General features: G+C 63.9%; 23 protein-coding genes and 2 pseudogenes. 17 read left to right on the forward strand and 8 right to left on the reverse strand.

Annotated features, from left to right (window positions below; translation table 11 throughout):
* Positions 1-420 (forward strand): annotated as a pseudogene (locus EN993_RS10220) (gfo/Idh/MocA family oxidoreductase); the annotation flags it as partial.
* Between the two features lie 15 nt (positions 421-435).
* A complete protein-coding gene (locus EN993_RS10225; protein ID WP_127263123.1) occupies positions 436-1,434 on the forward strand; it encodes an ABC transporter ATP-binding protein in 999 nt (332 codons plus the stop codon).
* A 160-nt stretch (positions 1,435-1,594) separates the two neighbouring features.
* Here EN993_RS10225 and EN993_RS10230 read toward each other — a convergent pair whose 3' ends face one another.
* From EN993_RS10230 to EN993_RS10250, 5 genes are all read right to left on the reverse strand, one after another.
* The gene (locus EN993_RS10230; protein ID WP_127263124.1) at positions 1,595-2,440 is read right to left on the reverse strand and encodes a fumarylacetoacetate hydrolase family protein; all 846 of its coding nucleotides are present in this window, start codon (positions 2,438-2,440) and stop codon (positions 1,595-1,597) included.
* A 26-nt stretch (positions 2,441-2,466) separates the two neighbouring features.
* On the reverse strand, positions 2,467-3,198 hold the full coding sequence (locus EN993_RS10235) for an SDR family oxidoreductase (RefSeq protein WP_109667449.1): 732 nt from the start codon (positions 3,196-3,198) through the stop codon (positions 2,467-2,469).
* A 181-nt stretch (positions 3,199-3,379) separates the two neighbouring features.
* A complete protein-coding gene (locus EN993_RS10240) occupies positions 3,380-5,752 on the reverse strand; it encodes an aldehyde dehydrogenase family protein (protein ID WP_127263125.1) in 2,373 nt (790 codons plus the stop codon).
* Between the two features lie 71 nt (positions 5,753-5,823).
* Positions 5,824-6,873: a deoxyribose-phosphate aldolase gene (gene deoC, locus EN993_RS10245; protein WP_109667781.1), complete on the reverse strand. Its 1,050-nt coding sequence runs from the start codon at positions 6,871-6,873 to the stop codon at positions 5,824-5,826.
* 211 nt (positions 6,874-7,084) lie between these two features.
* Complete coding sequence (locus EN993_RS10250) at positions 7,085-7,912, reverse strand: ferredoxin--NADP reductase (protein ID WP_127263126.1); 828 nt, start codon at positions 7,910-7,912, stop codon at positions 7,085-7,087.
* A 222-nt stretch (positions 7,913-8,134) separates the two neighbouring features.
* Here EN993_RS10250 and EN993_RS10255 point away from each other — a divergent pair, with 222 nt between their 5' ends.
* From EN993_RS10255 to EN993_RS10280, 6 genes are all read left to right on the forward strand, one after another.
* A complete protein-coding gene (locus EN993_RS10255) occupies positions 8,135-10,219 on the forward strand; it encodes a hydantoinase/oxoprolinase family protein (RefSeq protein WP_127263127.1) in 2,085 nt (694 codons plus the stop codon).
* 1 nt (position 10,220) lies between these two features.
* Entirely contained in the window at positions 10,221-11,963 is a 1,743-nt protein-coding gene (locus EN993_RS10260) for a hydantoinase B/oxoprolinase family protein (RefSeq protein ID WP_127263128.1), read from the forward strand.
* Positions 11,964-12,087: 124 nt separating this feature from the next.
* On the forward strand, positions 12,088-12,861 hold the full coding sequence (locus tag EN993_RS10265; protein WP_109667433.1) for an ABC transporter substrate-binding protein: 774 nt from the start codon (positions 12,088-12,090) through the stop codon (positions 12,859-12,861).
* A 179-nt stretch (positions 12,862-13,040) separates the two neighbouring features.
* Positions 13,041-14,171 (forward strand): aminomethyltransferase family protein, encoded by a 1,131-nt coding sequence (locus EN993_RS10270; RefSeq protein ID WP_127263129.1) that lies wholly within the window; start codon positions 13,041-13,043, stop codon positions 14,169-14,171.
* Positions 14,172-14,230: 59 nt separating this feature from the next.
* Positions 14,231-14,437: a hypothetical protein gene (locus tag EN993_RS37360; RefSeq protein ID WP_109667427.1), complete on the forward strand. Its 207-nt coding sequence runs from the start codon at positions 14,231-14,233 to the stop codon at positions 14,435-14,437.
* Positions 14,438-14,440: 3 nt separating this feature from the next.
* Entirely contained in the window at positions 14,441-15,025 is a 585-nt protein-coding gene (locus EN993_RS10280; RefSeq protein ID WP_127263130.1) for a Fic family protein, read from the forward strand.
* A 10-nt stretch (positions 15,026-15,035) separates the two neighbouring features.
* Here the strand turns inward: EN993_RS10280 and EN993_RS10285 are convergent, their stop codons facing one another.
* The 3 genes from EN993_RS10285 to EN993_RS10295 all read right to left on the reverse strand — a co-directional run bounded on the left by EN993_RS10285 (position 15,036) and on the right by EN993_RS10295 (position 17,723).
* Positions 15,036-15,692 carry a methionine ABC transporter permease gene (locus EN993_RS10285; protein WP_127263131.1) on the reverse strand — a complete coding sequence of 219 codons (657 nt, stop codon included), beginning with the start codon at positions 15,690-15,692 and terminating at the stop codon, positions 15,036-15,038.
* Complete coding sequence (locus EN993_RS10290) at positions 15,673-16,770, reverse strand: methionine ABC transporter ATP-binding protein (protein ID WP_127263132.1); 1,098 nt, start codon at positions 16,768-16,770, stop codon at positions 15,673-15,675. The genes EN993_RS10285 and EN993_RS10290 overlap by 20 nt, the downstream gene beginning before the upstream one ends.
* A gap of 98 nt (positions 16,771-16,868) precedes the next feature.
* Positions 16,869-17,723, reverse strand: coding sequence for a MetQ/NlpA family lipoprotein (locus EN993_RS10295; protein WP_127263133.1), 855 nt, complete (start codon positions 17,721-17,723; stop codon positions 16,869-16,871).
* A gap of 482 nt (positions 17,724-18,205) precedes the next feature.
* Here EN993_RS10295 and hpaR point away from each other — a divergent pair, with 482 nt between their 5' ends.
* The 9 genes and pseudogenes from hpaR to EN993_RS10340 form a co-directional block, all read left to right on the forward strand.
* The gene (hpaR, locus tag EN993_RS10300) at positions 18,206-18,601 is read left to right on the forward strand and encodes a homoprotocatechuate degradation operon regulator HpaR (RefSeq protein ID WP_245468730.1); all 396 of its coding nucleotides are present in this window, start codon (positions 18,206-18,208) and stop codon (positions 18,599-18,601) included.
* Positions 18,602-18,818: 217 nt separating this feature from the next.
* Positions 18,819-19,307 (forward strand): hypothetical protein, encoded by a 489-nt coding sequence (locus EN993_RS10305; protein ID WP_127263135.1) that lies wholly within the window; start codon positions 18,819-18,821, stop codon positions 19,305-19,307.
* Between the two features lie 186 nt (positions 19,308-19,493).
* Positions 19,494-20,588, forward strand: coding sequence for a transporter substrate-binding protein (locus EN993_RS10310; protein WP_109667408.1), 1,095 nt, complete (start codon positions 19,494-19,496; stop codon positions 20,586-20,588).
* Complete coding sequence (locus EN993_RS10315; protein WP_127263136.1) at positions 20,585-21,187, forward strand: ANTAR domain-containing protein; 603 nt, start codon at positions 20,585-20,587, stop codon at positions 21,185-21,187. Before EN993_RS10310 ends, EN993_RS10315 begins: the two co-directional genes overlap by 4 nt.
* Positions 21,188-21,206: 19 nt before the next feature.
* Entirely contained in the window at positions 21,207-22,073 is an 867-nt protein-coding gene (locus EN993_RS10320) for an ABC transporter permease (protein WP_206532362.1), read from the forward strand.
* Entirely contained in the window at positions 22,070-22,990 is a 921-nt protein-coding gene (locus EN993_RS10325; protein ID WP_109667400.1) for an ABC transporter permease, read from the forward strand. The genes EN993_RS10320 and EN993_RS10325 overlap by 4 nt, the downstream gene beginning before the upstream one ends.
* 44 nt (positions 22,991-23,034) lie before the next feature.
* A complete protein-coding gene (locus EN993_RS10330; protein ID WP_127263138.1) occupies positions 23,035-24,678 on the forward strand; it encodes an ABC transporter substrate-binding protein in 1,644 nt (547 codons plus the stop codon).
* Positions 24,668-25,612, forward strand: a complete 945-nt coding sequence (locus EN993_RS10335; protein WP_127263139.1) for an acetamidase/formamidase family protein — start codon at positions 24,668-24,670, stop codon at positions 25,610-25,612. Before EN993_RS10330 ends, EN993_RS10335 begins: the two co-directional genes overlap by 11 nt.
* A pseudogene (locus EN993_RS10340) lies at positions 25,609-25,798 on the forward strand (ABC transporter ATP-binding protein); the annotation flags it as partial. The gene EN993_RS10335 and the pseudogene EN993_RS10340, both read left to right, overlap by 4 nt.

Here is a 25,798-nt window from a genome sequence, read left to right on the forward strand (position 1 = left end):
CACCTGCAGGTGCTGTTCGATGACGGTTCCGTCGGCTGGTACGAAGCAGGCTGGGGGCCGATGATTTCGGAAACCGCCTTCTTCGTGAAGGACGTGATTTCGTCGAATGGCTGCGTGTCGATCGTCATGAAGGAAGGCGTCAAGTCCGACGACATCGACACCCACACCAAGACCTCGACCATACGCCTGCACAGTGCCGCGACCGGCGCGGACGGCAAGTTCGTCAAGCCGGACGAAATGCTGTCGATGGAAGGCGAACCCGGCCACCAGGACCTTTGCGACCTCGAACAGGCCTTCGTGCTGAAGGCGATCCGCGAGGATCTGGATCTCACCAAACACATGGACGACGCGGTCAAATCGCTCGCCGTCTGCCTTGCCGCCGACGAGAGCGTGCGCAGTGGCGCCGCCGTCAAACTCTAGAACAGGGACGAAGCCGTGGGCTCGCTGAACATCGAGAATGTGAAGAAGGCCTTCGGGCCGGTCGAGGTGCTGAAGGGCATCAACCTCGAAGTGACCGACGGCGAATTCGTCGTCTTCGTCGGCCCGTCGGGTTGCGGCAAGTCGACCTTGCTCAGGGTCATCGCCGGACTGGAGGATTCGACCTCGGGCCGCGTCGTCATCGACGGCGAGGATGTTTCCGCCACCCCACCGGCCAAGCGCGGCATCGCCATGGTATTCCAGACCTATGCGCTCTACCCGCATCTGACGGTGAAGAACAATATGGGCCTCGGCCTCAAGCAGGCCGGCACGCCGGCGGCCGAGATCGAGCGCCGCATCGGCATCGCCTCATCGATGCTGTCGCTGGAGCCCTATCTCGAAAGGCGGCCGGCCGAGCTTTCCGGCGGCCAGCGCCAGCGCGTCGCCATCGGCCGCGCCGTGGTGCGCGAGCCGAAACTGTTCCTGTTCGACGAACCGTTGTCGAACCTTGATGCCGCGCTGCGCGTCAACACGCGGCTGGAAATCGCGCAGCTGCACCGCCGGCTGAAGGCGACGATGATCTACGTCACCCACGATCAGGTCGAGGCGATGACACTGGCCGACAAGATCGTCGTGCTCAACGCCGGCCGGATCGAGCAGATCGGCGGCCCGATGGAACTCTACAATTCGCCGGCAAATGAGTTCGTCGCCGGCTTCATCGGCTCGCCGAAGATGAACTTTGTCGATGGCGCCCGGCTTGGTGAGGCGGCGAAGACCATCGGCGTGCGGCCGGAGCACCTGACCGTCGATCCGAAGTCAGGCGCCTGGAAGGGAACGGTCGTTCATGCCGAGCATCTCGGCGCCGACACCAATCTCTATCTCGATTGCGAGAAGGCCGGGCTGATCACCGTGCGGATTTTCGGTGTCTATGATGCCGAACCGGGCGCCACGCTCTATGCGACGCCGGAGCCGAGGAAGATCTATCGGTTTGGGGCTGATGGGAAGGTGCTGAAGTAGGGGCTGACGGCGCAGCCCCCTCACCCAGCCTCCGCTTCGCTCGGCTGACCTCTCCCCGAGGGGAGAGGAGATTGTCAGCGCCGCCGCTCACCTCTTCTCCCCTGCGGGGAGAAGGTGGCCGCGAAGCGGCCGGATGAGGGGGCAGCGCAACCTTGCAGATCTACAAATCAGCCTTGAACGTCTGCTTCTGCTGGCCTAGGCCCTCGATGCCCAGCTCCACCACATCGCCGGCCTTCAAGAACACCGGCGGCTTCATGCCGAGGCCAACGCCGGGCGGCGTGCCGGTGGAGATGATGTCGCCGGGGTGCAGCGACATGAACTGGCTGAGATAGGACACCAGATACTTGACGCCATAGACCATGGTCTTGGTCGAGCCGTTCTGCATCGTCTTGCCGTTGACGGTCAGCCACATCTTGAGGTTCTGCGGATCGGCGACCTCGTCCTTGGTCACCAGCCATGGGCCGGTCGGGCCGAAGGTGTCGCAGGACTTGCCCTTGGTCCACTGGCCTTGCCGCTCAGCCTGGAAGGCGCGTTCGGAGACGTCGTGGGCGACGCAATAGCCGGCGACATAATCGAGCGCATCGGCCTCGCTGACATATTTCGCGGTCTTGCCGATGACCACGGCCAGTTCGACCTCCCAGTCGGTCTTCAGCGAGCCGCGCGGGATCAGCACGTCGTCATCCGGCCCGACAATGGCCGAGCTTGCCTTCATGAAGATGATTGGCTCCGGCGGCACGGTGGCGCCGGTTTCGGCGGCATGGTCGGAATAGTTGAGGCCGATGCAGATGAACTTGCCGGTGCCGGCAACGCAGGCGCCAAGGCGCGGGCTGCCGGAAACCGCCGGCAGCGACTTGGGATCGAGCTTGCCGAGTGCCGCCAGCGATGCCGGATCGAGTGCCTTGCCGCCGATATCGGTGACGTGGCCAGTGAGATCACGGATCGTTCCATCCGCATCGAGCAGGCCGGGGCGTTCGCTCCCGACCTCGCCATAGCGCAGCAGCTTCATGTCATGCTCTCCTCAGTCAGATTGGTTCAGATCGACCAGCCGCCGTCGATATTGTAGGCCTGTCCGGACGTATAGGTGGCGCCGGCCAGATAGACGGCGAGATCGGCGATTTCCTCCGGCGTGCCGAGCCGGCCCATCGGCTGGCGGGCGATGAAGGCGGCGCGGGCGGCATCGTAGTCGCCCTGCGCGTGCATGCGGTCCTGCAGCGACGGGCTCTCGACCGTGCCGGGGCAGATGGCGTTGCAGCGTATGCCCTTGCCGACATAGTCGGCGGCGATCGCCTTGGTTAGGCCGATGACGGCGGCCTTGGTCAGACCGTAGACGAAGCGGTTGGGCACGCCCTTGGTCGAGCTGGCCAGCGAGGCCATGTTGATGATCGATCCGTCGCCGCGTTCCAGCATGCCGGGCAGCACGGCACGGCTGGTGCGGATCATGGCGCGGACATTGAGGTTCAGCGCGAAATCGAGATCGGCGTCCTTCATCTCGAGGATCGAGCCGGAATGGACGAAACCGGCGCAATTGAACAGCACGTCGACGACACCGATCTCGGCAAAGGCGGCATTGACGGCCTCGTCGTTGAGCACGTCCAGCTTGCGGGCCTTGATTCCTGGCGTCTTGGCGAGCTCAGCGAGAAGCGTCTCGTTGATGTCGGTGGCGTGGACCACGGCACCTGCCTTGGCGAAGGCCAGCGCGCTCGCCTTGCCGATGCCTTGTGCCGCTGCCGTGACGACAACGACCTTGCCTGCCAGATCCGCCATGCTGTTCTCCTCTAGGGATCGTCCGGGTTTATCGGCAGTCGGCCAGGGCGTCATGGGCCAGTCGGACGCCATTATGCGGCCTGCGCGCCTGTCAGCCCACAGATAAAGATGTTTTTTCTCGTTAAAGAACATGCATCCGGGCGTCAAGCCCGAACACGATCACCATCATGGCAGCACGGCCTCAGTCGCCGTATGGCACCCAGACGTTCTTGACCTCGACGGCGCGGCGCAAGAAGGTGTCGCCGGCAGCTTCGTCGGACGCCCATTCGAGGCCACGGCCATTGCCGCTCCAGACCCGTTTGAGGTTGCCGATGGACTCGGCTTCCGCCTTGGCGCAGGTCTCGGCATCAGCGAACACCCAGAGTCCGTCGACATCGTCATGCTTGGCCAGCACGCCGGCAAGTTCGGCCGTGCGACCGGTGACGATGTTGATGGCGCCGGCCGGAACGTCGGAATATTCGATGACCTGATAGAGATCGGTGGCCAGCAGCGGATAGCGCTCCGAAGGCACCGCGACCACGGTGTTTCCCATCGCCAGCGCCGGCGCCACCAGCGAGATCAGGCCAAGCAGCGGCGACGCATCCGGCGCGACGATGCCGACGACGCCGACCGGCTCGTGCAGCGCCAGCGTCACGGCGCGGGCCGGCGGCTGGTGGACACGACCCTCGAATTTGTCGGCAAGGCCGGCATAGAGGAACAGCCGCTCGATCGACTGGTCGACCTCCTCGCGCGCCGCCTTGGGCGTAGCACCCGTAAGCTCGGTCAGGCGGGCGGCAAACTCGCCGGCGCGACCGGAAAGGTTCTCGGCCAGATAGTAAAGCACCTGGGACCTGTTGTAGGCGGTCGCCTCCGGCCATGCTTTGCAAGCGCGGGCTGCGGAGACGGCATCGCGGATATCCTTCCGGCTGCCGAGACCAACCTCGCCGACAAGCTTGCCCTTGGCAGTGGCGATGGCAATCGAATAATTGCCGTCCGGGCGCACCTGCTTGCCGCCGATGAACAGCTTTGCCGTGCGGTCGATTGCCGAGCCGTCGGCCTGCTCGACTGGCTGTGCGGAGAGCGTCGCCGGCTTGATGACCGGGCCGAGCGGCAGTTTCGCCGCGAGATATTCGAACATGCCTTCACGACCGCCTTCGCGGCCGAAACCGCTCTCGCGGTAGCCGCCGAAGCCACAGGCGGCGTCGAACATGTTGGTGCCGTTGACCCAGACGACGCCAGCCTTGAGCTGCGGCGCAACGTGCAGGGCCAGATTGACATTTTCGCTCCACACCGAGGCGGCCAGCCCATAGCGCGTGTTGTTGGCAAGCTCGATCGCTTCCTCGGTGTTGCGGAAGGTCATGGTCGCCAAAACCGGACCGAACACTTCTTCCTGTGCGAGAATGTTAGCCGGCGAAACTCCGGTGGCGAGCGTCGGCAGATGGTAGTAGCCGGAGGACGGCAGCGCCGCATCCGGCTGCCAGCAGACGGCACCTTGTTTGGCGCCTTCGGCGACCAGACCCTTGACCCGGTCGAGCTGTGTCAAGTCGACCAGCGGGCCGATATCGGTGTTCTTGTCGAGCGGGCTGCCGACGCGCAGCCGGCTCATCCGCGTCTTGACCTTGGCAATGAGGGCATCGGCGATGCCTTCCTGCACCAAAAGCCGCGAGCCGGCGCAGCACACCTGACCCTGGTTGAACCAGATGCCGTCGACCAGTCCCTCGACCGCGCTATCGAGATCGGCATCCTCGAAGACGATGAAGGCCGATTTGCCGCCGAGCTCCAGCGACAGCTTTTTCCCTGACCCGGCGGTGGCCTTGCGGATGATTTTGCCGACCTCGGAAGAGCCGGTAAAGGCGATCTTCTGGATGCCGGGATGGTTGACGATGGCCGCTCCCGCCTCCGGGCCGCCCTGGACGATGTTGACGACGCCTTTCGGCACGCCGGCGCGCTCGCAGATCTCTGCGAACAGGATTGATGTCAGAGGCGTGAATTCGGCCGGCTTCAGCACCACGGTGCAGCCGGCGGCGAGTGCCGGCGCAATCTTCCAGGCCAGCATCAGCAGCGGAAAATTCCACGGGATGATCTGGCCGACGACGCCGACACCCTTCTGGCCGGGGAAATCCCTGTCCAGTGCCTGCGCCCAGCCGGCATGATAGATGAAATGGCGGATCGCCAGCGGCACATCGATGTCGCGGCTTTCACGGATCGGCTTGCCATTGTCGATGGTCTCAAGCACCGCGAACAGGCGCTGATGCCGCTGCATGGCGCGGCCGATGGCATAAAGCACTTTCGCCCTGACGTAGCCCGAACTGGCGCTCCATTTCGGCAGCGCCTTGGTGGCCGCTGCAACCGCCGCGTCGATGTCGGCGGCACTGGCGTCCGAGACCTTGGCCAGCAGCTTGCCGGAGGAGGGCTCGCGGGTCTCGAAGGTCTTGCCGCCGGAAGCGGCTTTCCAGTCGCCGCCGATGAACAGCGCCTTGGAAAAATCGCGCGCGGCAAGCCACGCGTCGGCCTCGTTGCGGGCCTCCGGCGCCGGGCCGTACTCCATGGCGTGATAGCGGTCGAGGATGTTCATCAGGTGCCTCCTTCACCCTCCCTCTTGTGGGGAGGGTCGATCGGCGAAGCCGATCGGGGTGGGTGGTGCGTTCAAGCCATCGCGTGGCGATGATTGGCCGAATAGTGTCCGGTCAGATGATGCTCGAGCTGGCGCTCGATGTCGGTCAGCAGGCTCGAGGCGCCGAAGCGGAACAACTCGGGCTCCAGCCATGGCCGGCCGAGCTCTTCCTTCATCAGCACCAGCCAGTCGAGCGAGGCCTTTGCCGTCGAAATGCCGCCGGCCGGCTTGAAGCCGATGAGATAACCGGTTTCCTCGAAATAGGCCCTGATAGCACGCACCATGGCGAGGCCGACGGGCAGCGTCGCATTGACGCTTTCCTTGCCGGTCGAGGTCTTGATGAAGTCGGCGCCCGCCATCATCGCCACCATCGAGGCCAGCATGACATTGCGCAGCGTGGCGAGGTCGCCGGTGCCGAGGATGACCTTCAGATGCGCGTCACCGCAGGCGGCCCGCATCGAGACAATCTCATTGTAAAGCTCCCGCCACTTGGCGCCGAACACCAGGCCGCGCGGAATGACGACGTCGATCTCGTCGGCGCCGTCGCGGACCGAGGCTTCGATTTCCTGCAGACGGGTGGACAGCGGCGCAAGGCCATGCGGAAAGGCGGTGGAGACGGCAGCGACATGGATGCCGGTGCCGCGCACGGCGTCGACGGCGGTGGCGACGAAGGGATGGTAGACGCAGACGGCCGCCGGCCGGATGGTTTCACCCGCAATGCCGAGACCCTCGACAATGTCGCGGCGAAACGGGTTGATCGCCTTGGCGCAGAGCCGGCGCACGCGTTCCTCGGTGTCGTTGGAATTCAGCGTCGTCAGATCCATGCAGGCGACGGCCTTTAGCAACCAGGCCGCCTGGTTGTCGGCCTTGATCGAGCGCCGCTTGGTCAGGCTGGCGACGCGCCGTTCCAGCGCCGAGCGATTGACGCTGCGCACCGATTCCATGAAGCCGAGGTCGAGCTTCATGCCTGGATTGCGCGCAATACGATGGTCGTGTGGGACGGGGGTGTTGGCGGCGGCGCGCGCCGGCAGCGGCGTCACCTTGGACGAGCCGACATCGGCTTCGCGGATTGTGCTGCTCATCTCCTGCCCTTTCATTCGGCGACGTGCGCTTATGTCTTGGTGCGCATCGTCTTCCCAAAACCGCTCGACACTTTGGGCGACACGCACGAAGATAGCCCGTGAATTCACGCTTCACGAGTCCTTAGGGCGCTCATAGCTGAAAAAGGCTGCGAAAGCAGCTAGTTTTTGACCGAAAGGTCAAAATGCGGATATGAGAGTGTCGATGCCCGGCTCAGCCGACGAAGGCGCGCTCGACCACAAAAGTCGCTGGATGGCTCAGCGAGCCTTCCACGAAACCGAGGCTTTCGGCCAGTTCCTTGACGTCCTTCAGCATATGCATCGAGCCGCAGATCATGATGCGGTCGGTTTCCGGATTGAGCTTGTCGATGCCGAGATCGCTGTAGAACTTGCCGGAGCCGATCAGCGCGGTGATGCGGCCCATGCACGCCGACTCCTCGCGGGTCGTCGAATTGTAGAGCGTGACGCGCCCAGTGGTCAGTTCGCCGATCAGCGGGTCGCTTTCCAGCGCCGCCACCAGCTCCTGGCCGTAGATGAGCTCGGCATTGTCGCGGCAGGTATGGGTCAGGATCAGCTGATCGAATTTCTCGTAGGTGTCGGGGTCGCGCAGCAGGCTGGCGAAGGGCGCGATGCCGGTGCCGGTCGAGATCATGAACAGCCGCTTGGCCGGGGTCAGCGCGTCGACCACCAGCGTGCCGGTCGACTTCTGGCGCATGATGACCGTGTCGCCGACCTGGATCTTCTGCAGTTCCGAGGTCAACGGGCCGTCCGGCACCTTGATCGAGAAGAATTCCAGCTCTTCGTCCCAGGCCGGGCTCGCCACCGAGTAGGCGCGGTACACCGGCTTCTCGGCATTGGGCAGGCCGATCATGACGAACTCGCCGGAGCGGAAGCGCAGCGACTGCGGACGGGTGATGCGGAACGAGAACAGCCGGTCGGTATAGTGCTTCACCGAGACGACGGTCTCGGCATAGACGTTGGCCGGAATCGGGAATTGCAGCGGGCGGGCGCCGACGGTGTTGAGAGCGGATGTGGTGTTCATCAAATCCAACCTTCTGGCCCAAACTCACGGACGCGGGCGCCAAACCTTCACCTGCGCGCCCGAACCATTCAGGTTCCGGCGTGCTGTTCGCACACTCCAAAGCGGTAAGCTCTTGTGTCGGGAATTTATTAGTATACAAACGATATTTGCGTCAAGATGCTACCGTAAAACACCTTTCCAAACTGACACATATCCGTAGTCCGGGCATTTCGGGTTTCGACGATGAAAGAGAATATTTCGGCGCAAGCGCGCGATTCCCTGGGAAATGTCGTCGCCGGTATCGATGTCGGCGGCACCTTCACCGACCTACTCCTGATCGACGGACGCGACGGCGGCAGGGTGCATATCGCCAAGACTCCGACCACGGTCGACAACCAGGCTTTCGGCGTCGTTTCGGCACTCGGCGCCACCGGATTTCCGATCGACGGCATCGATCTCATCGTGCATGGCACGACCACCACCACCAATGCGGTGCTCGAGCGCCGGCTGGCGAAAACCGGCATGATCACCACGCGCGGCTTTCGCGACGTGATCGAGCTTGGCCGGCGCACACGGCCGCAGGCCTATGGCATGACCGGCAGCTTCGTGCCGATCATCCCGCGTAATCTCAGGCTTGAAGTGTCGGAGCGTGTCGAGGCGTCCGGTGCGATCCGTACGCCGCTCGACGAGGCCGAGATGCGCGAGGCTGTGCAGACGCTGATCGCGGCCGGCTGCGAATCCCTCGTCATCCATTTCCTGCATTCCTACGCCAACCCGGCGCATGAGCGGCGTGCCGCCGAAATCGCCGCCGAATTCTGGCCGAACGGCTACATCACGGCAGGCCACGCACTGCTGTCGGAAGCACGCGAATTCGAGCGCGGCGTCACCGCTTCGGTCAACGCCTCCGTGCAGCCGATCCTCGAGCGCTATGTCGAGCGGCTGCGCAAGGAGCTGGCTGCAAAAGGCTATGCACGCGACTTCCTGATCATGAACGGCAATGGCGGCATGATCTCGGCCCGCTTCGTCACACGTGAATCGGCCAAGACGGTCATGTCCGGTCCGGCCTCGGGCGTCATCGCCGCCGCCTATACCGGAAAACGCGCCGGCTTCGAAAACCTCGTCACGTACGACATGGGCGGCACTTCGACCGACGTGGCGCTGATCCGCAATGCCGAGCCGGCGGTGTCAAACGAGATCGAGATCGAATATGCGATGCCGATCCACGTGCCGATGGTGGCGGTGCACACGGTCGGCGCCGGCGGCGGCTCGATCGCCCGTGTCGACGCGGCCGGCCTGATCCAGATCGGTCCGGAAAGTGCCGGCGCCAACCCCGGCCCGATCTGCTACGGGCGCGGCGGCCTCGAGCCGACCATCACCGACGCCAATCTTGTGCTCGGCCGGCTGGCGCCGAAGAAATTGCTGGCGGTCGAAAACCCGGTCACATCAGAGCGCGTCACCGGCATCTTCGAGGAGAAGATCGGCAGGGCCACCGGCCTGTCCGGTGTCGAGGCAGCCGGGGCCGTGCTGCGGCTCGGCAACATGAAGATGGCCGGCGCCATCCGCATGGTCTCGGTGTCGCGTGGTCACGATCCCAGAGATTTCGCGCTGTTTGCCTTTGGCGGCGCTGGCCCGCTGCACGCAACGGCGCTGGCGCGCGAACTCGGCCTGCCCCGGGTGCTGGTGCCGGCGCGTCCCGGCATCACCAACGCACTCGGCTGCGTCGTCGCCGACTTGCGCCACGACTTCGTCAACACCATCAACCAGCCAGTGGCGGTGCTCGACGAAACCCAACTTCACGCAGTGTTGGAACGGCACCGAAACGAAGGTGAAGAGCTGATCGGCAAGGAAGCGGTGAAGCCGGAGACGATCCGCGTCACCCACTCCGCCGACATGCAGTTCGTCGGCCAGACCCATATCATCAACGTGCCATTGCCGTCCTCATCGGTGACGCGGGCAACGCTGCAGCAGCTTTTCGAAAAGGCCTATTTCGCCCGCTTCAAGGTCGAGCTGCCGGAGATCCGGGCCAATCTCGTCAACCTCAACACCTCGGTCACCGGCGTGCGTCCGGCGATCGATCTGTCCCGGCTGATCGACCCGGCTGGGCGCGAAAAAACGCTCGACGAGGCGCGGCGCGAGATCCGGCCGGTCTGGTATGGCGGACGCTGGCACGACACGCCGGTATACGCACGCGAAAAACTGCCGCTCGACGCGGTCATCGATGGCCCGGCGATCCTCGAACAGATGGACGCCACCACCGTACTCGAACCCGGCGACCGCGCACGCTGCGACGCCGACGGCAACATCATCATCGATATCGGCGAGGCCTGATATGGCAAAGCTCGACGCCATCACCCTTTCGGTCCTCCAGGCGGCCCTGCAGCAGGTCTGCGACGAGATGGACCTGACCTTTTCGCGCGCCGCCTTCTCGCCTGTGATCGCCGAGGCCAACGACCGCTCCGACGGCATCTATTCCGCCGTCGATGGTTCGCTGATCGCGCAAGGAAGCCAGGGCCTGCCGGTGTTCGTCGGCGTCATGCAGTATTCGACCAGGACGGTGATCGAAATGATCGCCGATGGCCGCTGCTTGGCCCCAGAGCCCGGCGACATCTACATCGTCAACGACCCCTATCTCGGCGGCACCCATCTGATGGATGTGCGCTTCGCCATGCCGGTCTACCGGGACGGCAAGATCTTCTGCTGGCTGTCCAATACCGGCCATTGGCCCGATATTGGCGGCTCGGTGCCGGGCGGGTTTTCAGCCTCGGCGACCGCAGTCGAGCAGGAAGGGCTGCGGCTGCCGCCGGTCAAACTGTTCAAGAAGGGCGTGCTCGATCCGGAGATCTACGCCATCATCTGCTCCAACATCCGCGTTGCCGACCAGCGCATCGGGGATATCCGCGCCCAGGCCGCCGCACTGCTGATCGGCCAGGACAGGCTCAACGGAATCCTGGATCGTTACGGAGATGAAACTGTTGTCGAGGCAATCGCCGAACTGCGCCGCCGCGCCGCCGAACAGATGCGCGCCAACATAGCGGCCATCCCCAACGGCATTTACCGTTCCAAAGCCTTTGTCGATTCCGACGGGGTGGTCAACGAGCCGCTGACCATCGCGCTCGCGGTCGAGAAACAAGGCGATACGCTGACCTTCGATTTCGCCGGTTCATCAAAGCCCTGCGCCGGGCCGATGAACAGCGTGCTGGCGACCACCCTGTCCTCGGTCTATCTCGCCATGCGCCACATCTTCCCCGATGTGCCGATCAGCGCCGGCGCTTTCGAACCCCTGATCGTCAAACAGCCGGAAGGCACGTTCCTCGACGCCAAATATCCGCGCCCGGTCTCGGGTTGCGCGGCGGAAGTGTCGCAGCGCATCGCCGAGGCGGTGTTCGCGGCCATGGTGCAGGCGTTGCCGGAGAAAGTGACGGCGGCTCCCGCCGGCTCCAGCGGCAATTTCGCGCTCGGCGGCAACGACCCGGCGCGCGGCCGCGACTACGTCATGTACCAGATCTCCGGCGGCGGCTATGGCGGCAATTCAGGCCATGACGGCCTGACCAATGGCTGCTCGACCATCGGCATCTCGAAATCGCCGCCGGTCGAGATCATGGAACAGGCATTCCCGGTGCTCTACCGCCACTATGCCTTGCGTGAAGGCTCGGGCGGCGCCGGCAAGCATCGCGGCGGCTTCGGGCTCGCATATGAGGTCGAGATCCTGCGCGGCGACGCCCGTGCCTCCTTCGTCATGGATCACGGCCGTTTCGGCCCGCAAGGTGCACTCGGTGGCAAGGACGGCGCGGTCAATACCGTGATTGTCTTCCGCAACGGTGAGGAGCATGTGCCGCCGCACCTCTCCAAGGAGCAGGACATCGCGCTCAAGGCCGGCGACCGCGTGCGCGTCGGCACGCCGGGCGGCGGCGGCTATGGCGATCCGCGTGAGCGCGACCCGGACTTGGTGCTGCGCGACGTGGCGCTGGGATATTATACGTCAGAGGAAGTCAGCGAAAAATTCGGCGTTGTCCTGTCGGCAGGGGAGTTAGCCATCGATCGGACGGCGACGGACAAGCAGCGCGCCGGCTAACGCACCACCAATCGTGAGGGCTTGGTCCGCTCGCCGCGCCGTGATCGCCGCAGCGCATGTCGTTTCCGTCTCCGCCGGGGGCACGAAAGCCCGTAGACTTCTCCGGTCAACGGAGATCTCGAACATGCGTCTTTTCGGTCGTTTCGTGCTTGCCGCTTCCGTCGCCCTCACGCTGGCCACGGGTGCTTCCGCCCAGGACAAGAAGCTCAGGATCGGCACCGAAGGCGCCTATCCGCCCTTCAACTACGCCAGTGCCGACGGCACGCTGGGCGGCTTCGACATCGACCTCGGCAAGGCGCTGTGTGCGCAGATGAAGGCCGAGTGCGAGTTTAGCGTACAGGATTTCGATGGCTCCATACCGGCGCTGCAGGCCGGCAAGTTCGACGCCATCATCAACATCACCATCACGCCCGAGCGGGCCGAGAAGGTCGAGTTCACCCACAAATACTACCAGACGCCGCCGGCCATCGCGGTGCCGAAAGATTCCACCATCGCAGGCACCTCGCCGGACGATCTGAAAGGCAAGGCGCTCGGCGTTCAGACCGCGACCATCCATCAGAAATTCGCCGAGCAGAAATACGCAGGCTCGACCGTCAAGGCCTATCCGACCGGCGACGATGCCCGCACCGACATGGCCAATGGCCGGCTCGACGCGATGATGGACGGCTCGATCATCCTGACCGAATGGCTGAAGAGGCCCGACGGCGCCTGCTGCAAGCTGCTCGGCACCCTGACGGCCGATCCGGCCATTCACGGCCCCGGCGTCGGCATTGCACTGCAGAAGGGCAACAAGGAGCTGGCCGACAAGCTCAATGCGGCCATCGACGCGCTGCGCGCCAACGGCAAGTACAAGGAAATCAACGATAAATATTTCTCGTTCGACGTCTACGGCAGCTGAGACCGTTTGGAAACTCTACTCTGGCGGCCATCTGAAGGCGGTTTCTGCGCTTCCTCGTTCTACTGCGCCGCAGTAGAACTGGGCTCACGGACCTGAATGTCCGCTGCGCTCCGGTTCTCGAAACCACCATCATATGACTCGCCAGAGCGAATTTCGAAACGGTCTCCGGATCGCAATGAATGATGGAGACTTTCTTGGCTGAGCGGCGTTCCCCTTTCTACAGCAGCATCGTTGCCGTGGGCGCGACCATGGGTCGGGTGGGTGGCGATTTCATCTCCGCGAAGTATTATTCCGGCATCGCCGACGAGCATCTGAACACCCGCCAAAATGTCGGCGTGCAGGATCTCAGTACCATGGGCAAGATGGACATCAAGGGGTCGGACGCCGAGGCGCTGGTCAACCATGTCATCGTCAACGATGCCGCCGCCATGAAGCCCGGACAGGTCCGCTATTCCACGGTCTGCCGTGAGGATGGCGGCATCATGGACGACCTCACCGTGTTCCGCCTGGCGCCGGAGCATTTCATGCTGGTGACAGGCTCGGTCAACCGCCTGAAGATGCTGCCCTGGCTGTTGCATCATGCGCAGGGGCGCAAGGCCTATGTCACCGACATCACCGCGGCCATCGCCTTCCCGACCATCCAGGGTCCGCGCTCGCGCGAACTCCTGAAAGCGTTGGTTGCGGATGCCGATCTGGATGGGCTGAAGCGCTGGTCGTTCACGTCAGGTCATATCAACGGCACGCGTGTGCTGATCTCGCGCACCGGCGTGACCGGCGAACTCGGCTTCGAACTGTTCGTGCCGGCCGACGAGGCGACCTCGGTCTGGGAGGCGCTGATGCGGACCGGCCGGGACTTTGGCCTGAAACCCTATGGCGTGCTGGCAATGTTCACGCTCGGGCTGGAAAAGGCCTATCCGGCGCATGGCATCGACATGGACGAGAGCCGCACGCCGTTCCATGTCGGCCTCGACCGCTGGATCAAGTTCGACAAGGGCGATTTCGTCGGCCGCGAAGCGCTGCTCAGGGTTCGCGATAAGGGCCTCTACGAGCAATGGGTCGGCCTGGTCCTCGACGGCGACAGGCCGGCCGCGACCAATGCCCGGGTTCTGGCCGACGGCGAGGATGCCGGCATCGTCACTTACAGCGACCACGGTTATTCCTTCGGCAAGGTGCTGGCCACGGCGCATCTGCGGCTTCCCTTCACGGCCATCGGCACCGAACTCAGCATCGACATCGACGGCAAGCCGACCCGCGCGGTCGTGGCGCCGATACCGTTCTTCGACCCCGAAGGCGTTAGGTTGCGCGGCTAACTCGGCTTGCCCCGGAAATCATTTTGGTCTCTCCTCCGGGGTTATGATATGGTCTCCAAATGAAGTCTCCTAGCTCAAGAGCCAGCCGTTCAGCCAAGACCGGCCAGTTCGTACTGACCAGCGCGCGCGGTGAGAAAATCAGCGCCGTGGAAGGCATGACGTTGTCGCCTCGCATGGCGAAATTACTCGCCCAAGGCGTACGACACGGATTGTCCGGCGATGAGCGGCGTTCGCTCATCAAGGAAGAAATCCGCAAGAAGAAATAGACGTTGGTCTACGCCGCCGAGTTCGATCCGCTGTGCTACCCCGGTACGACGGTGCTCATTAACCTGCTGGACATCCGCGACCAGGCCGAACTTGATGAAGTCGAGCTCGCGCTGTTCCTGACGCGCGCTGACGAGCCATTGCCGGCAGGCGAACTCGACTATCCTCACTACCTTAGCCTGCCCCGGCACCTGTTCCAGGATGTATATGGCTGGGCCGGTCAGGCGCGCACCATCCGCATCGGCAAGGCCAGCAGTTGGTTTTGCTATCCCGAACACATCGCCAGCGAGATGGCGCGGGTGTTCCGCGAGCTAGGCAACCCCGACCGCTTGGCCGACCTCGACGGCGGCGGCTTTGCCAAGCACGTGGCCCACATCGTCGCGGAGATCAATGCCGTGCATCCGTTTCGCGAAGGCAACGGCCGCACCCAACTCACCTTCCTTGCCATGCTCGCCGAGCACGCAGGCTTCACGTTCAACGCCGACATGCTCGATCGTGATCGTGTGATTCAGGCCATGATCGACAGTTTCGTTGGCTCCGAGGCGCCACTGGAGGCCCTCATCGAAGACATCATTCGCCAGTCTAGTTAGCCGGCTCCGCCTACCCCCGCCGATCCAGCCGCGCAACCAGCCGGTCACCCACCCACTGGATGCCGCAGACCAGGATGATCAGTACGATGACCACAGCGATCATCACGGACGTCTCAAAACGCTGGTAGCCGTAGCGGATGGCGAGGTCGCCGAGGCCACCGGCGCCAATCGCGCCGGCCATGGCCGACGCGCCGATCAGCGTCACCAGTGTCACCGTGAAACCGGCAACGATGCCTGGCAGGGCTTCGGGCACCAGCACCTCGCGGATGATCGTCCAGCGGTTGCCGCCCATGGCGCGCGCCGCCTCGATCAGGCCACGGTCGACCTCGCGCAGCGACACTTCGGCGATGCGCGCATAATAGGGCGTGGCGGCGATCGACAGCGGCACGATCGCCGCCCAGGTGCCGATCGAGGTGCCGACGATCAGCCGGGTCACCGGGATTAGTGCCACCAGAAGGATGATGAAGGGCACCGAGCGGAAACTGTTGATGATGGCGCCGAGCGCCCGGTTCACCCACAGGCTTTCAGCAATGCCGCCGCGTTCGGTGGCAATCAGGGCCAGGCCGAGCGGCAGGCCGAAAACCAGCGAGATAAGGCCGGAGGCGGCCGTCATCAGCACCGTCTCCCAGATCGAACGCAGCAGAAGTTCAAACAGGATGGGCGACATGGCCAAGCACCTCCACCCGCGCCTGGCGGGCCTTCAGGAATGTGATGATGTCAGCGAGATGATTTGCATCGCTGCCGGGAATCGAAAGGAACAGCGTGCCGACCGGCTGATGCTGGATATGGTCGATGCCGCCATGGACGAGGCGGAAGGCGCCTGGAACAGCCGTGGCAAGGTCGGACAGCAAGGGCCCGCTTGCCGCCTCGCCGGCCACGTCGACGCGCAGGATCGTCTCCGCGCCGGCTGCCGGCAGCAGCCGGGCTGCCAGCTCGGCCGGCAGCTGCGGCCGGATGGCGCCGAGCAGGCTTTTTGTGATGTCCGAGCGCGGGTCGGCAAACACCGACCAGACCGGGCCTTCCTCGACGATACGTCCGGCGTCGATCACGGCAACCCGGTCGGCGATCGAGCGGATCACCTCCATCTCATGGGTGATCAGCAGGATGGTCGGCCCAAGCTGCCGGTTGATGTCCTCGAGCAGTGCGAGGATGGAGCGCGTCGTCTCCGGGTCGAGCGCCGAGGTGGCTTCGTCCGACAAAAGCAGTGCCGGGCGCGCGGCAAGCGCCCGGGCGATGCCGACGCGTTGCTTCTGGCCGCCCGACAGCGACGCCGGATAGGCTTTTGCTTTCTCCGACAGGCCGACGAGATCGAGCAGTTCGGCGGCGCGCTTCAGTCGCTCGGCTTTCGGGCGGCCCTCGATCTTCAGCGGCAGCGCCACATTGTCCTCGACGGTCTTGGCCGACAGCAGGTTGAAATGCTGGAAGATCATGCCGATGCGCCGCCGCAGCGGCTGCAGGTCGCGCTCGCCAAGCCGGCTGATCTCGCGGCCTTCGATGAACACCTCGCCGGAGTCAGGCCGTTCCAGCCCGTTCAGGCAGCGGATCAACGTCGACTTGCCGGCGCCGCTGCGGCCGATAATGCCGAGGATCTCGCCCTTGCGCACGGTCAGCGAGATGCCGTCGAGCGCCGCCGTCACACCGAAGCGGCGCTTCAGTTCGACAAGGCGCACGACGTCCTGAGACGTCTCGGTTCGAGCCTGGGTCGGATCGGTGGTGTCTCCGGATGCCGTGATATGCTGGTTCATTCGTGTTCCTGTTCTCGCCATCCGAAAACGCAATCGCGGCCCGCGCCTGAGCGCGGACCGCAGTTGCTCTCGAGCCGGGTTTCCGGCCGAGGATCGGATCAATAGGCGCTGAGGCCGGTGCCCTTGTAGACCTTGTCGAACTCGGCCTTCACCGCCTCATTCTGATAGGACGCGACCAACGTCTTCACCCAGGCCTCGTTCTCGTTGCCGACCTTCACCGCGATGAAGTTGCGGTAGGGATTATCGGCGATCGGCTCCTGCGCGATGCGGTTTTCCGGCGTCAGGCCGCTTTTCAGCGCCCAGTCGGTGTTGACCACGGCGGCGTCGAGATCCTCGACCGAGCGGCCGACAATGCCGGCGTCGAGCTCCTTGATCACCACCTTCTTGGCGTTCTCGGCGATGTCGGCCGTGGTAGCGAGAATGCCGGTGCCGTCCTTCAGCTTGATCACGCCCTCATTCTGCAGCACGCGCAGCGCGCGGCCTTCATTGGAAGGATCGTTCGGCACGCCGATGACAGCGCCCTCGGGCAGGTCGGCAATTTTTGTGTATTTTTTGGAGTAGAGGCCGATCGGCCAGACGCCGGTGTAGCCGACGCGCACGATGTGATAGCCCTGAGTCTTGATCTGGTTGTCGAGATAGGGCTGGTGCTGGAACGCGTTGGCGTCGATCTCGCCGCGCTCCAGCGCCTCGTTGGGCTGGGTGTAGTCGTTGAACACCACGGTCTCGATAGAGAGGCCCTTTTCGGCCGCCTGAGCGACGACGACCCGCCAGACATCCTCGTCCTCGCCACTGATGATACCGACCTTGATCGCCTTCTTGTCCTCAGCGAGCGACGCGCTGGGCGCCATCAGGCTGCCGATCGCGACGGCCGATGCGAACAGCAGAGCCAGGCCGCTGCGCCGGTTGAGAGGTGACCAAAGGGAAGATGGCAAAGTGTTCTTGAAGTCGGACATGCTTGATCTCTGCGGTTGTGAAGTCATGGCAGCCAGGCGGATTGCCTAGCCTTGGTCACATCCTCAGAAATTCTATCGATTATATCAAAGAACGCGTTTCGCCGTTCTCGTCAAAGCCGGGAATATTCTCTCAAAAATTTCGAGAACGGGAGCACAAGACGCCATCGGATCGACCGCAGCGGGCTGCGCTGCGATCCCGCTCGCTTCGGGAGGGACGTCAGATTTGTTGGCATCGAGGTCCGCCGAGCACTCACGGGAAAGGCGCGTTCGGCGGCTCGTTCGCAACTATTGTCTTACTTTAGTTAACGAGTTAATTTAGCAATAAAGTCGATTCTCACATTGAACCTGGCCCGACGATACCGGGGTATCAAGAACAGATTTCGGCAAGCAAGTCAGGCCGAGGTCAAAGCCTGTTTTCGATCGCAAGCCAGCGTTGGAGGACCTCTCACGTGCCGCCTAAAGACACTCGTCGTTCCCTGCCGATGGCGTTGCTTCATGCCCGCGAAGCGGTGATGGCGCGGTTTCGCCCGATGCTTGCGGCGCATGATGTGTCCGAGCAGCAATGGCGTGTGCTGTGTGTGTTGAGTGAAGCCGGCTCGGTCGAGGCAACAGAGCTTGCCGATCGCGCATCGGTGCTGCCGCCCAGCCTGACGCGCATCATCAAGGCGCTCGAGGGACGCAAATTCATCACCCGCAACAAGGCGGAAGGCGACGGCCGCCGCGTCGTGCTGACCATTGCGCCTGCCGGTTCCGCCTTGATCGACGCCCTGTCGCCCGAGCGTCGCGTCATCTATGACGACATCGAACAGCGTTTTGGTCACGAGAAGCTTGAACAGTTGCTCGACCTCCTGGAGAGCTTGATCGACGGCGAGAGCTGACCGTTCTCCGGTCCCTTGCGGCCCGCATCCGGTACGACTGCACCCCGATGCGAGCCCATTTCCGCCATGGCGCGTTGGCTTCCCGGCCGCCGGCCATGATGCAGCCATGGCCACTTTTTCGTGAAGCTGAACGGGTTGATCCGATCGCCTGTTTGCCTAGGTAAAAGGAGCGGCGGGCGTCACGCAAATCTGCAATCGGGCAAATCCTACAATCGGTATGACATTTTCCTGTATTCGAAAGCTTGCCCTTCCTGTTCTCTTCGTCGGCGTCCAGTCTTCCTGCGTCATTCCCGACGATACGTCGCGCATCGCCAAGGTTGACCCCACGGTGGCGGCGGCTCGCAAGGAGATGGTCGGCCTTAGTGAAGCCGACGTTCGAATGTGCGCGGGGTTTCCGACTGCCACCGCCGACGCTGGCCGATCGGGCCAGATCTGGACCTATAAGCGCATCGTTCAACGCGGCAATCTCAGCATTGTCGTCCCGACCCTAGCGGTCGGCGCTATCCCGGCGGTCGGCGGCTCCGTCAATGTCGCTCCCGGCGGATATTGCGACACGCAAATTCGCATGGTCGACGGCCGCGTCGCCGAAGTTGCCTACGCCGGCGACAACAATTTGCCCAACAGGCGCGACGCGCTTTGTGTCAGCACGGTGGACGCCTGTGTGGCCTATGCCCGCCAACACAGTCAGAGGCCGGCGGCCAGATAGCTGGCGGCAACGAAACAGCGATGGCAGGCCGTGAGTGTGGCACGTGGATAGGGCTTGACTGACCGCCTGTACCGAATAGGTTAGTGATCGGAAAAATACCGGCTCTGATCGCCGGGCGGCAAGAATGCCTCGTATGCCTCGCCCCTCCGGCGCTGGCTGCGGGGCATTGTCATTTTGGGGATCTGTTTGAAACGGCGCATCGAGATCGGCATCCTGTATTCCCGCTCGGGGAGCTACCAGCTCATCTCCGATGCGTGCCGTATGGGCGCCATGCGCGCGGTCGCCGACATCAATGCCGACCGCCAGCATGGCATCGAGCTGGTGCCGGTCGAGCGCGATCCGCAAAGCAATGCGGATCGCTACGCGACGCTCTGCGAGGACATCTTCAAGACCAGCAGCGCCCGCCATGTCGTCGGCTGTGTCACCTCCTGGAGCCGCAAGGAGACGATCCCAGTTCTGGAGAAAGCCGGTGGCATGCTCTGGTACGCCTGCCCCTATGAGGGCTTCGAAGCCAACGAGCACGTCGTCTACATGCACGCTTGCCCCAACCAGCATCTGGTGCCGCTGATGGCCCATGTCGTGCCGCGCTTCGGCGCCAACGGTTTCCTGCTCGGCTCGAACTATATCTGGGGCTGGGAGATGAACCGCGTGGCGCGCGACCTGATCGCCGATGCAGGCGGCAAGGTTCTGGGCGAGCGCTATCTGCGCATCGGCGAGACCGACGTGTCGCGCCTGATCGCTGAAATCCGGGCCACGCGGCCGAACTTCATCCTGAACAATCTGATCGGCACCTCGTCCTACGCCTTCCTGGCGGCCTATCGCGACTTGGGCGACGAGGATCCGGCCTTCCGCCCCGAAGCCTGTCCCGTCATCTCCTGCAACCTCACCGAGGGCGAGCTGCCGGCGATCGGCGAATCCGGAAAAGGGCATTTGTCGGTCGGGCCGTATTTCGCGCCGCGCCCGGCCGCCTTCGCCTCGTCCTTCGAGGCCTCCGCCTATGCCTCGGTGCAGGTGATGGCTGACGTGCTCTCTCGCGATGCCGAAGCCGGTCCGGCGGAATTCTCCAAAGCCTTCGCCGAACGGCGCTTCTCCACTAGGCTCGGGCCGATCGCCATCGACGCCCATTCCCAGCACGCGACATTGCCGGTGATCATTGGGCGAATTGCAGACGGCTTCTTCGAGGTCGTCAGCCGTGAGGACGAGGTCGCGCCGGACCCGTATCTGTCGCGCTACGATCCTGCAAAAACATTCGGCCGTCCGCGCCTCAGGGTGGTGTCGTGACCAGGGCGCCACGCATTCCCAATCTCGGTGGCGCCAGGGCCTTCATCCTGCATCGCCCGCACCCGACGGTGCAGGCGATCACCCGGCAATTGTCGGCCATCGGCCTGATCACGCTGGATTGCTGGCCGGAACTGCCGCCCGAGGCGCTGGCGGCCGATTTCGTCTTTTTCGACGCCGATCTCGGCTTCGACGAGCAGTTCCCGTGGAAGCCGGGCGAGGCGCCGATGCCGCTGGTGGCGCTGATCGGCTCGGAGGCACCCGGCCGCATCGAATGGGCGCTGTCGCACAAGGCCGACGCCCAGCTCCTGAAGCCGGTCGGCAATGCCGGCGTCTACAGCGCGCTGCTGATCGCACGCCAAAGTTTCGAGGCGCGCAAACATCTGGCCGGCGAGATTGCCTCGCTTCGCCAGCGTGTCGCCGATCGCCAGACCATCGTGCGCGCGGTGACAGCTTTGTCCAAAGGCACCAGTGACGACCGCGCCTATGCGCAACTGCGCTCGCTGGCGATGAGCTGGCAGATCAGCATCGAGGATGCCGCGCGCCGGATCGTAGCGATGACGGAAGAGGAAGGCGGCGATGACCAGTCCCATCGCGCCTGATCTCACCGCGCCAGGGCGCATGCCGGTCAAGCCGCGCGCCGGCGTCTGGCGCCGGCTGATCAGGCGCCGCCTGGCGCTGCTCGGGCTGGTGATCGTCACCATTGTCGTTGCCGGCGCCGTGCTGGCGCCATGGCTGACCGGCTATGATCCCAACGAGCAGATGTTCGACGGCCTGACCATCGAGGGCTCGCCCTTGCCGCCGGATGCAAAATTCTGGCTGGGCACCGACCTGCTCGGCCGCGACCTGCTGACCCGCATCCTCTACGGCGCGCGCACCTCGCTGATCATCGGCATCGTCGCCAATGGTGTGGCGCTTCTGATCGGCACGCTGGTCGGCGTCGTTGCCGGCTATTTCCGCGGTTGGATCGGCAGCGCGCTGATGCGCTTCACCGACCTGATGATGGCCTTTCCGGCACTGCTGCTCGCCATTTGCCTGGCGGCGGTGTTCGAGCCCAGCCTGTGGATCGTCGCCATGGTCATCGCGTTGGTCAACTGGGTGCAGACCGCACGCGTCATCTACACCGAGACCAGCTCGCTGGCCGAACGCGAGTTCATCGATGCCGAGCGCACCATCGGCGCCAGCGCACCGCGCATCCTGTTTCGCCACATCCTGCCGCATCTGCTGCCGACCATCATCGTCTGGGGCACGCTCGGCATTTCCACCACGGTGCTGCTCGAGGCGACGCTCTCCTTCCTCGGCATCGGCGTGCAGCCGCCGACGGCGTCCTGGGGCAACATCATCTTCGAGAACCAGACCTACTTCCAGGCCGCACCCTGGCTGGTGTTCTTCCCCGGTGCGGCGATCCTGGCGCTGGCGCTGGCCTTCAACCTGATCGGCGACGCGCTGCGCGACATTCTCGATCCGACGCAAAGGGGCCGGGCATGATCGCCTATCTCGGCCGCCGCCTGATCCAGTCGCTGCTCATCCTGCTCGGGGTCTCGCTGATCACCTTCGCGCTGCTTTATCTCCTGCCGGCCGATCCGGTGCGCCAGATCGCCGGCCGCAGCGCCACGCCGCAGACGGTCGAGAACATCCGCCAGCAGCTCGGCCTCGACCAGCCGTTTATCGTCCAGTATTGGCGCTATCTGGTGAAGCTCATCAGCGGCGATCTCGGCCGCTCCTACATCCAGCGCTCCGAGGTCACCGAGCTGATTGTCTCGCGGCTCCCAGCCAGCCTGTTGCTTATGGTCGGCGCCATCCTGTGCGAGCTGCTGCTCGGCCTCAGCATGGGTCTCATCGCCGCCGTCAAGCGCGGCACCGCTACGGACCAGACGCTGATGGTCGCCTCGTTCGTCGGCGTCTCGGCGCCGCAATTCGTCGTCGGCCTGCTGCTGCTCTACGTCTTTGCCGTACGGCTGAGCTGGTTTCCGATCGGCGGCTACGGCACCTGGCGTCATCTCGTGCTGCCGTCGCTGACCATGGGCATCCTCGGCGCCGGCTGGTACGCCCGCATGATGCGCTCGTCGATGATCGACGTGCTGCGCCAGGATTACGTGCGCACCGCCCGTGCCAAAGGCCTGGCACGCGGCACCATCCTCTTTCGCCATGCGCTGCCCAACGCCATCCTGCCGGTCATCGCCATGATCGGCATCGATATCGGCATCTTCATGGGCGGCATCGTCGTCGTCGAAAGCGTGTTCGGCTGGCCCGGCATCGGCCAGCTCGCCTGGCAAGCCATCCAGCGCGTCGATATCCCGATCATCATGGGCGTCACGCTGGTGTCGGCCTTCGCCATCGTGCTGGGCAATCTGCTGGCCGACATCATCGCGCCCTTTATCGACCCCCGCATCAAGCTCAGATGAAAACAGGACATGACTGAAACCAAACAGAGAAAGGGAACATAAAAATGAAAAAGTTTCTCGCATCCACAGTGGCGGCATCGGCGCTGGCGCTGATGCTTGGCATGACAAGTGTTCGCGCCGAGGACGCCATCGATCCGAACGCCAAGCAAGGCGGCGCCATTACCATCACCTACAAGGATGACGTTGCTACGCTCGATCCGGCGATCGGCTATGACTGGCAGAACTGGTCGATGATCAAGAGCCTGTTCGACGGGCTGATGGACTACGAGCCGGGCACCACCAATTTGAAGCCCGACCTCGCCGAAAGCTATGAGATCTCGCCCGACGGCAAGACCTTCACCTTCAAGCTGCGCCATGGCGTGAAATTCCACAACGGCCGCGAAATGACCGCCGACGACGTGAAATATTCGCTCGACCGCGTCACCAATCCGAAGACTCAGAGCCCAGGCGCCGGCTTCTTCGGCTCGATCAAGGGCTATGACGACGTCGCTGCAGGCAAGGCGGAAAGCCTCTCCGGCGTCACCGTCGTCGATCCCTACACGGTCAAGTTCGAGCTGACCCGCCCCGATGCCACCTTCCTGCATGTCATGGCCATCAACTTCTCGCATGTCGTGCCAAAGGAAGAGGTCGAGAAATACGGCGCCGATTTCGGCAAGCATCCGGTCGGCACCGGCGCCTTCAAGCTTGCCGAGTGGACGCTCGGCCAGCGCATCGTCTTCGAGCGCAACCCGGACTACTGGCACAAAGGCTTGCCGCATTTGGACAAGATCACCTTCGAGATCGGCCAGGAGCCGATCGTGGCGCTGCTGCGCCTGCAGAAGGGCGAGATCGACGTGCCCGGCGACGGCATTCCGCCGGCCAAGTTCCAGGAAGTGATGGCCGATCCCGAGCAGAAGGCGCGCGTCGTCGAGGGCGGCCAGCTGCACACCGGCTACGTCACCATGAACACCACCATGGCGCCGTTCGACAACGTGAAGGTGCGCCAGGCAGTCAACATGGCGATCAACAAGGCTCGCGTGATCCAGATCATCAATGGCCGCGCGGTGCCGGCCAACCAGCCGCTGCCACCGTCGATGCCGGGCTACGACAAGGAATACAAGGGCTACCCTTATGACGTCGCCAAAGCCAAGGCGCTGCTCGCCGAAGCCGGCCATCCTGATGGTTTCGACACCCAGCTGTTTGCCATGAACACCGATCCCAACCCGCGCATTGCCCAGGCGATCCAGCAGGATCTGGCGGCCATAGGCATCAAGGCCAGCATTCAGTCGCTGGCGCAGGCCAATGTCATCGCCGCCGGCGGCGACAAGGCCGGTGCGCCGATGATCTGGTCGGGCGGCATGGCCTGGATCGCCGACTTCCCGGATCCGTCGAACTTCTACGGCCCGATCCTCGGCTGCGCCGGTGCGGTGCCGGGCGGCTGGAACTGGTCGTGGTACTGCAACAAGGATCTCGACGCCAAGGCGGCCGAGGCCGATTCGGTGGTCGATCCGGCCAAGGCCGGCGAGCGCGACAAGATGTGGAGCGCTATCTACGACAAGGTGATGGAGGACGCACCCTGGGCGCCGGTCTTCAACGAGCAGCGCTTCACCATGAAATCGGCGCGCATGGGCGGCGCCGACAACCTCTATGTCGACCCGGTCCATATCCCGATCAACTACGACAATGTGTACGTAAAAGATGTGCAATAACTGCGACTACACCATCCACGGGCGCCATCATCATTTCGGCTGGGACAATTCGTTTGCCCCGGCCGAGCGGGTGGCGCCCGGCTCGACCATCGAGTTCCAGTGCCTCGATGCAGGCGGCGGTCAGCTGAAGCCCGACAGCACGGTCGCTGACATCGCCAAGCTCGACTTCGGCCAGATCAATCCGGTCACCGGGCCGATCTTCGTCGAGGGTGCGGAGCCGGGCGACGCGCTGAAGGTCACGATCGAGCTGTTCAAACCGTCCGGCTTCGGCTGGACGGCGAACATTCCGGGTTTTGGCCTGCTCGCCGACGACTTCAAGGAGCCGGCGCTGAACATCTGGAAGTATGATGCCGCCTCGCTCGAGCCGGCACTGTTCGGCAAGAATGCGCGTGTGCCGCTGAAACCCTTTGCCGGCACCATTGGCAATGCGCCGGCCGAAAAGGGTCACCACTCGGTGGTGCCGCCGAGACGCGTCGGCGGCAATCTCGACATCCGCGATCTCGCCGCCGGCACCACGCTCTATCTGCCGGTGGAAGTGGCCGGAGCGCTGTTTTCGGTCGGCGACACGCATGCCGCGCAAGGTGACGGCGAGGTCTGCGGCACGGCGATCGAAAGCCCGATGAATGTCGTGCTCAAGCTCGACCTGGTCAAGGATGCCAGGCTGAAGACGCCGCGCTTCACCACGTCGGGCCCGGTAACGCGCCATCTCGACGCCAAGGGCTATGAGGTGACGACCGGCATCGGACCGGACCTGATGGCCGGCGCCAGGGAGGCGGTTGCCCAGATGGTCGACCTGCTCGCTGGCCGTTACAAGATCGATCCGGTCGAGGCCTATATGCTGGCCTCGGTGTGCGGCGATCTCCGCATCAGCGAGATCGTCGACATGCCGAACTGGGTGGTGTCGTTCTACTTCCCGCGCTGCGTCTTCGAATGACCGCAGGTGCGGGCAAAAAGCGGACCGGGGCAGCTGCTCCGGTGACGGCGGGACCGGTGCTCGACATCGCCGGCCTGTCGGTCAGCGTGCGCGGCGAGGACGGCGAGCGCGAGGTCGTCTCCGACCTGTCGCTGACGCTGGCCCGCGGCGAGACGTTGTGCATTGCCGGCGAGTCCGGTTCCGGCA

This window comes from Mesorhizobium sp. M7D.F.Ca.US.004.01.2.1 (assembly GCF_003997785.1).
Taxonomy (GTDB): domain Bacteria; phylum Pseudomonadota; class Alphaproteobacteria; order Rhizobiales; family Rhizobiaceae; genus Mesorhizobium; species Mesorhizobium loti.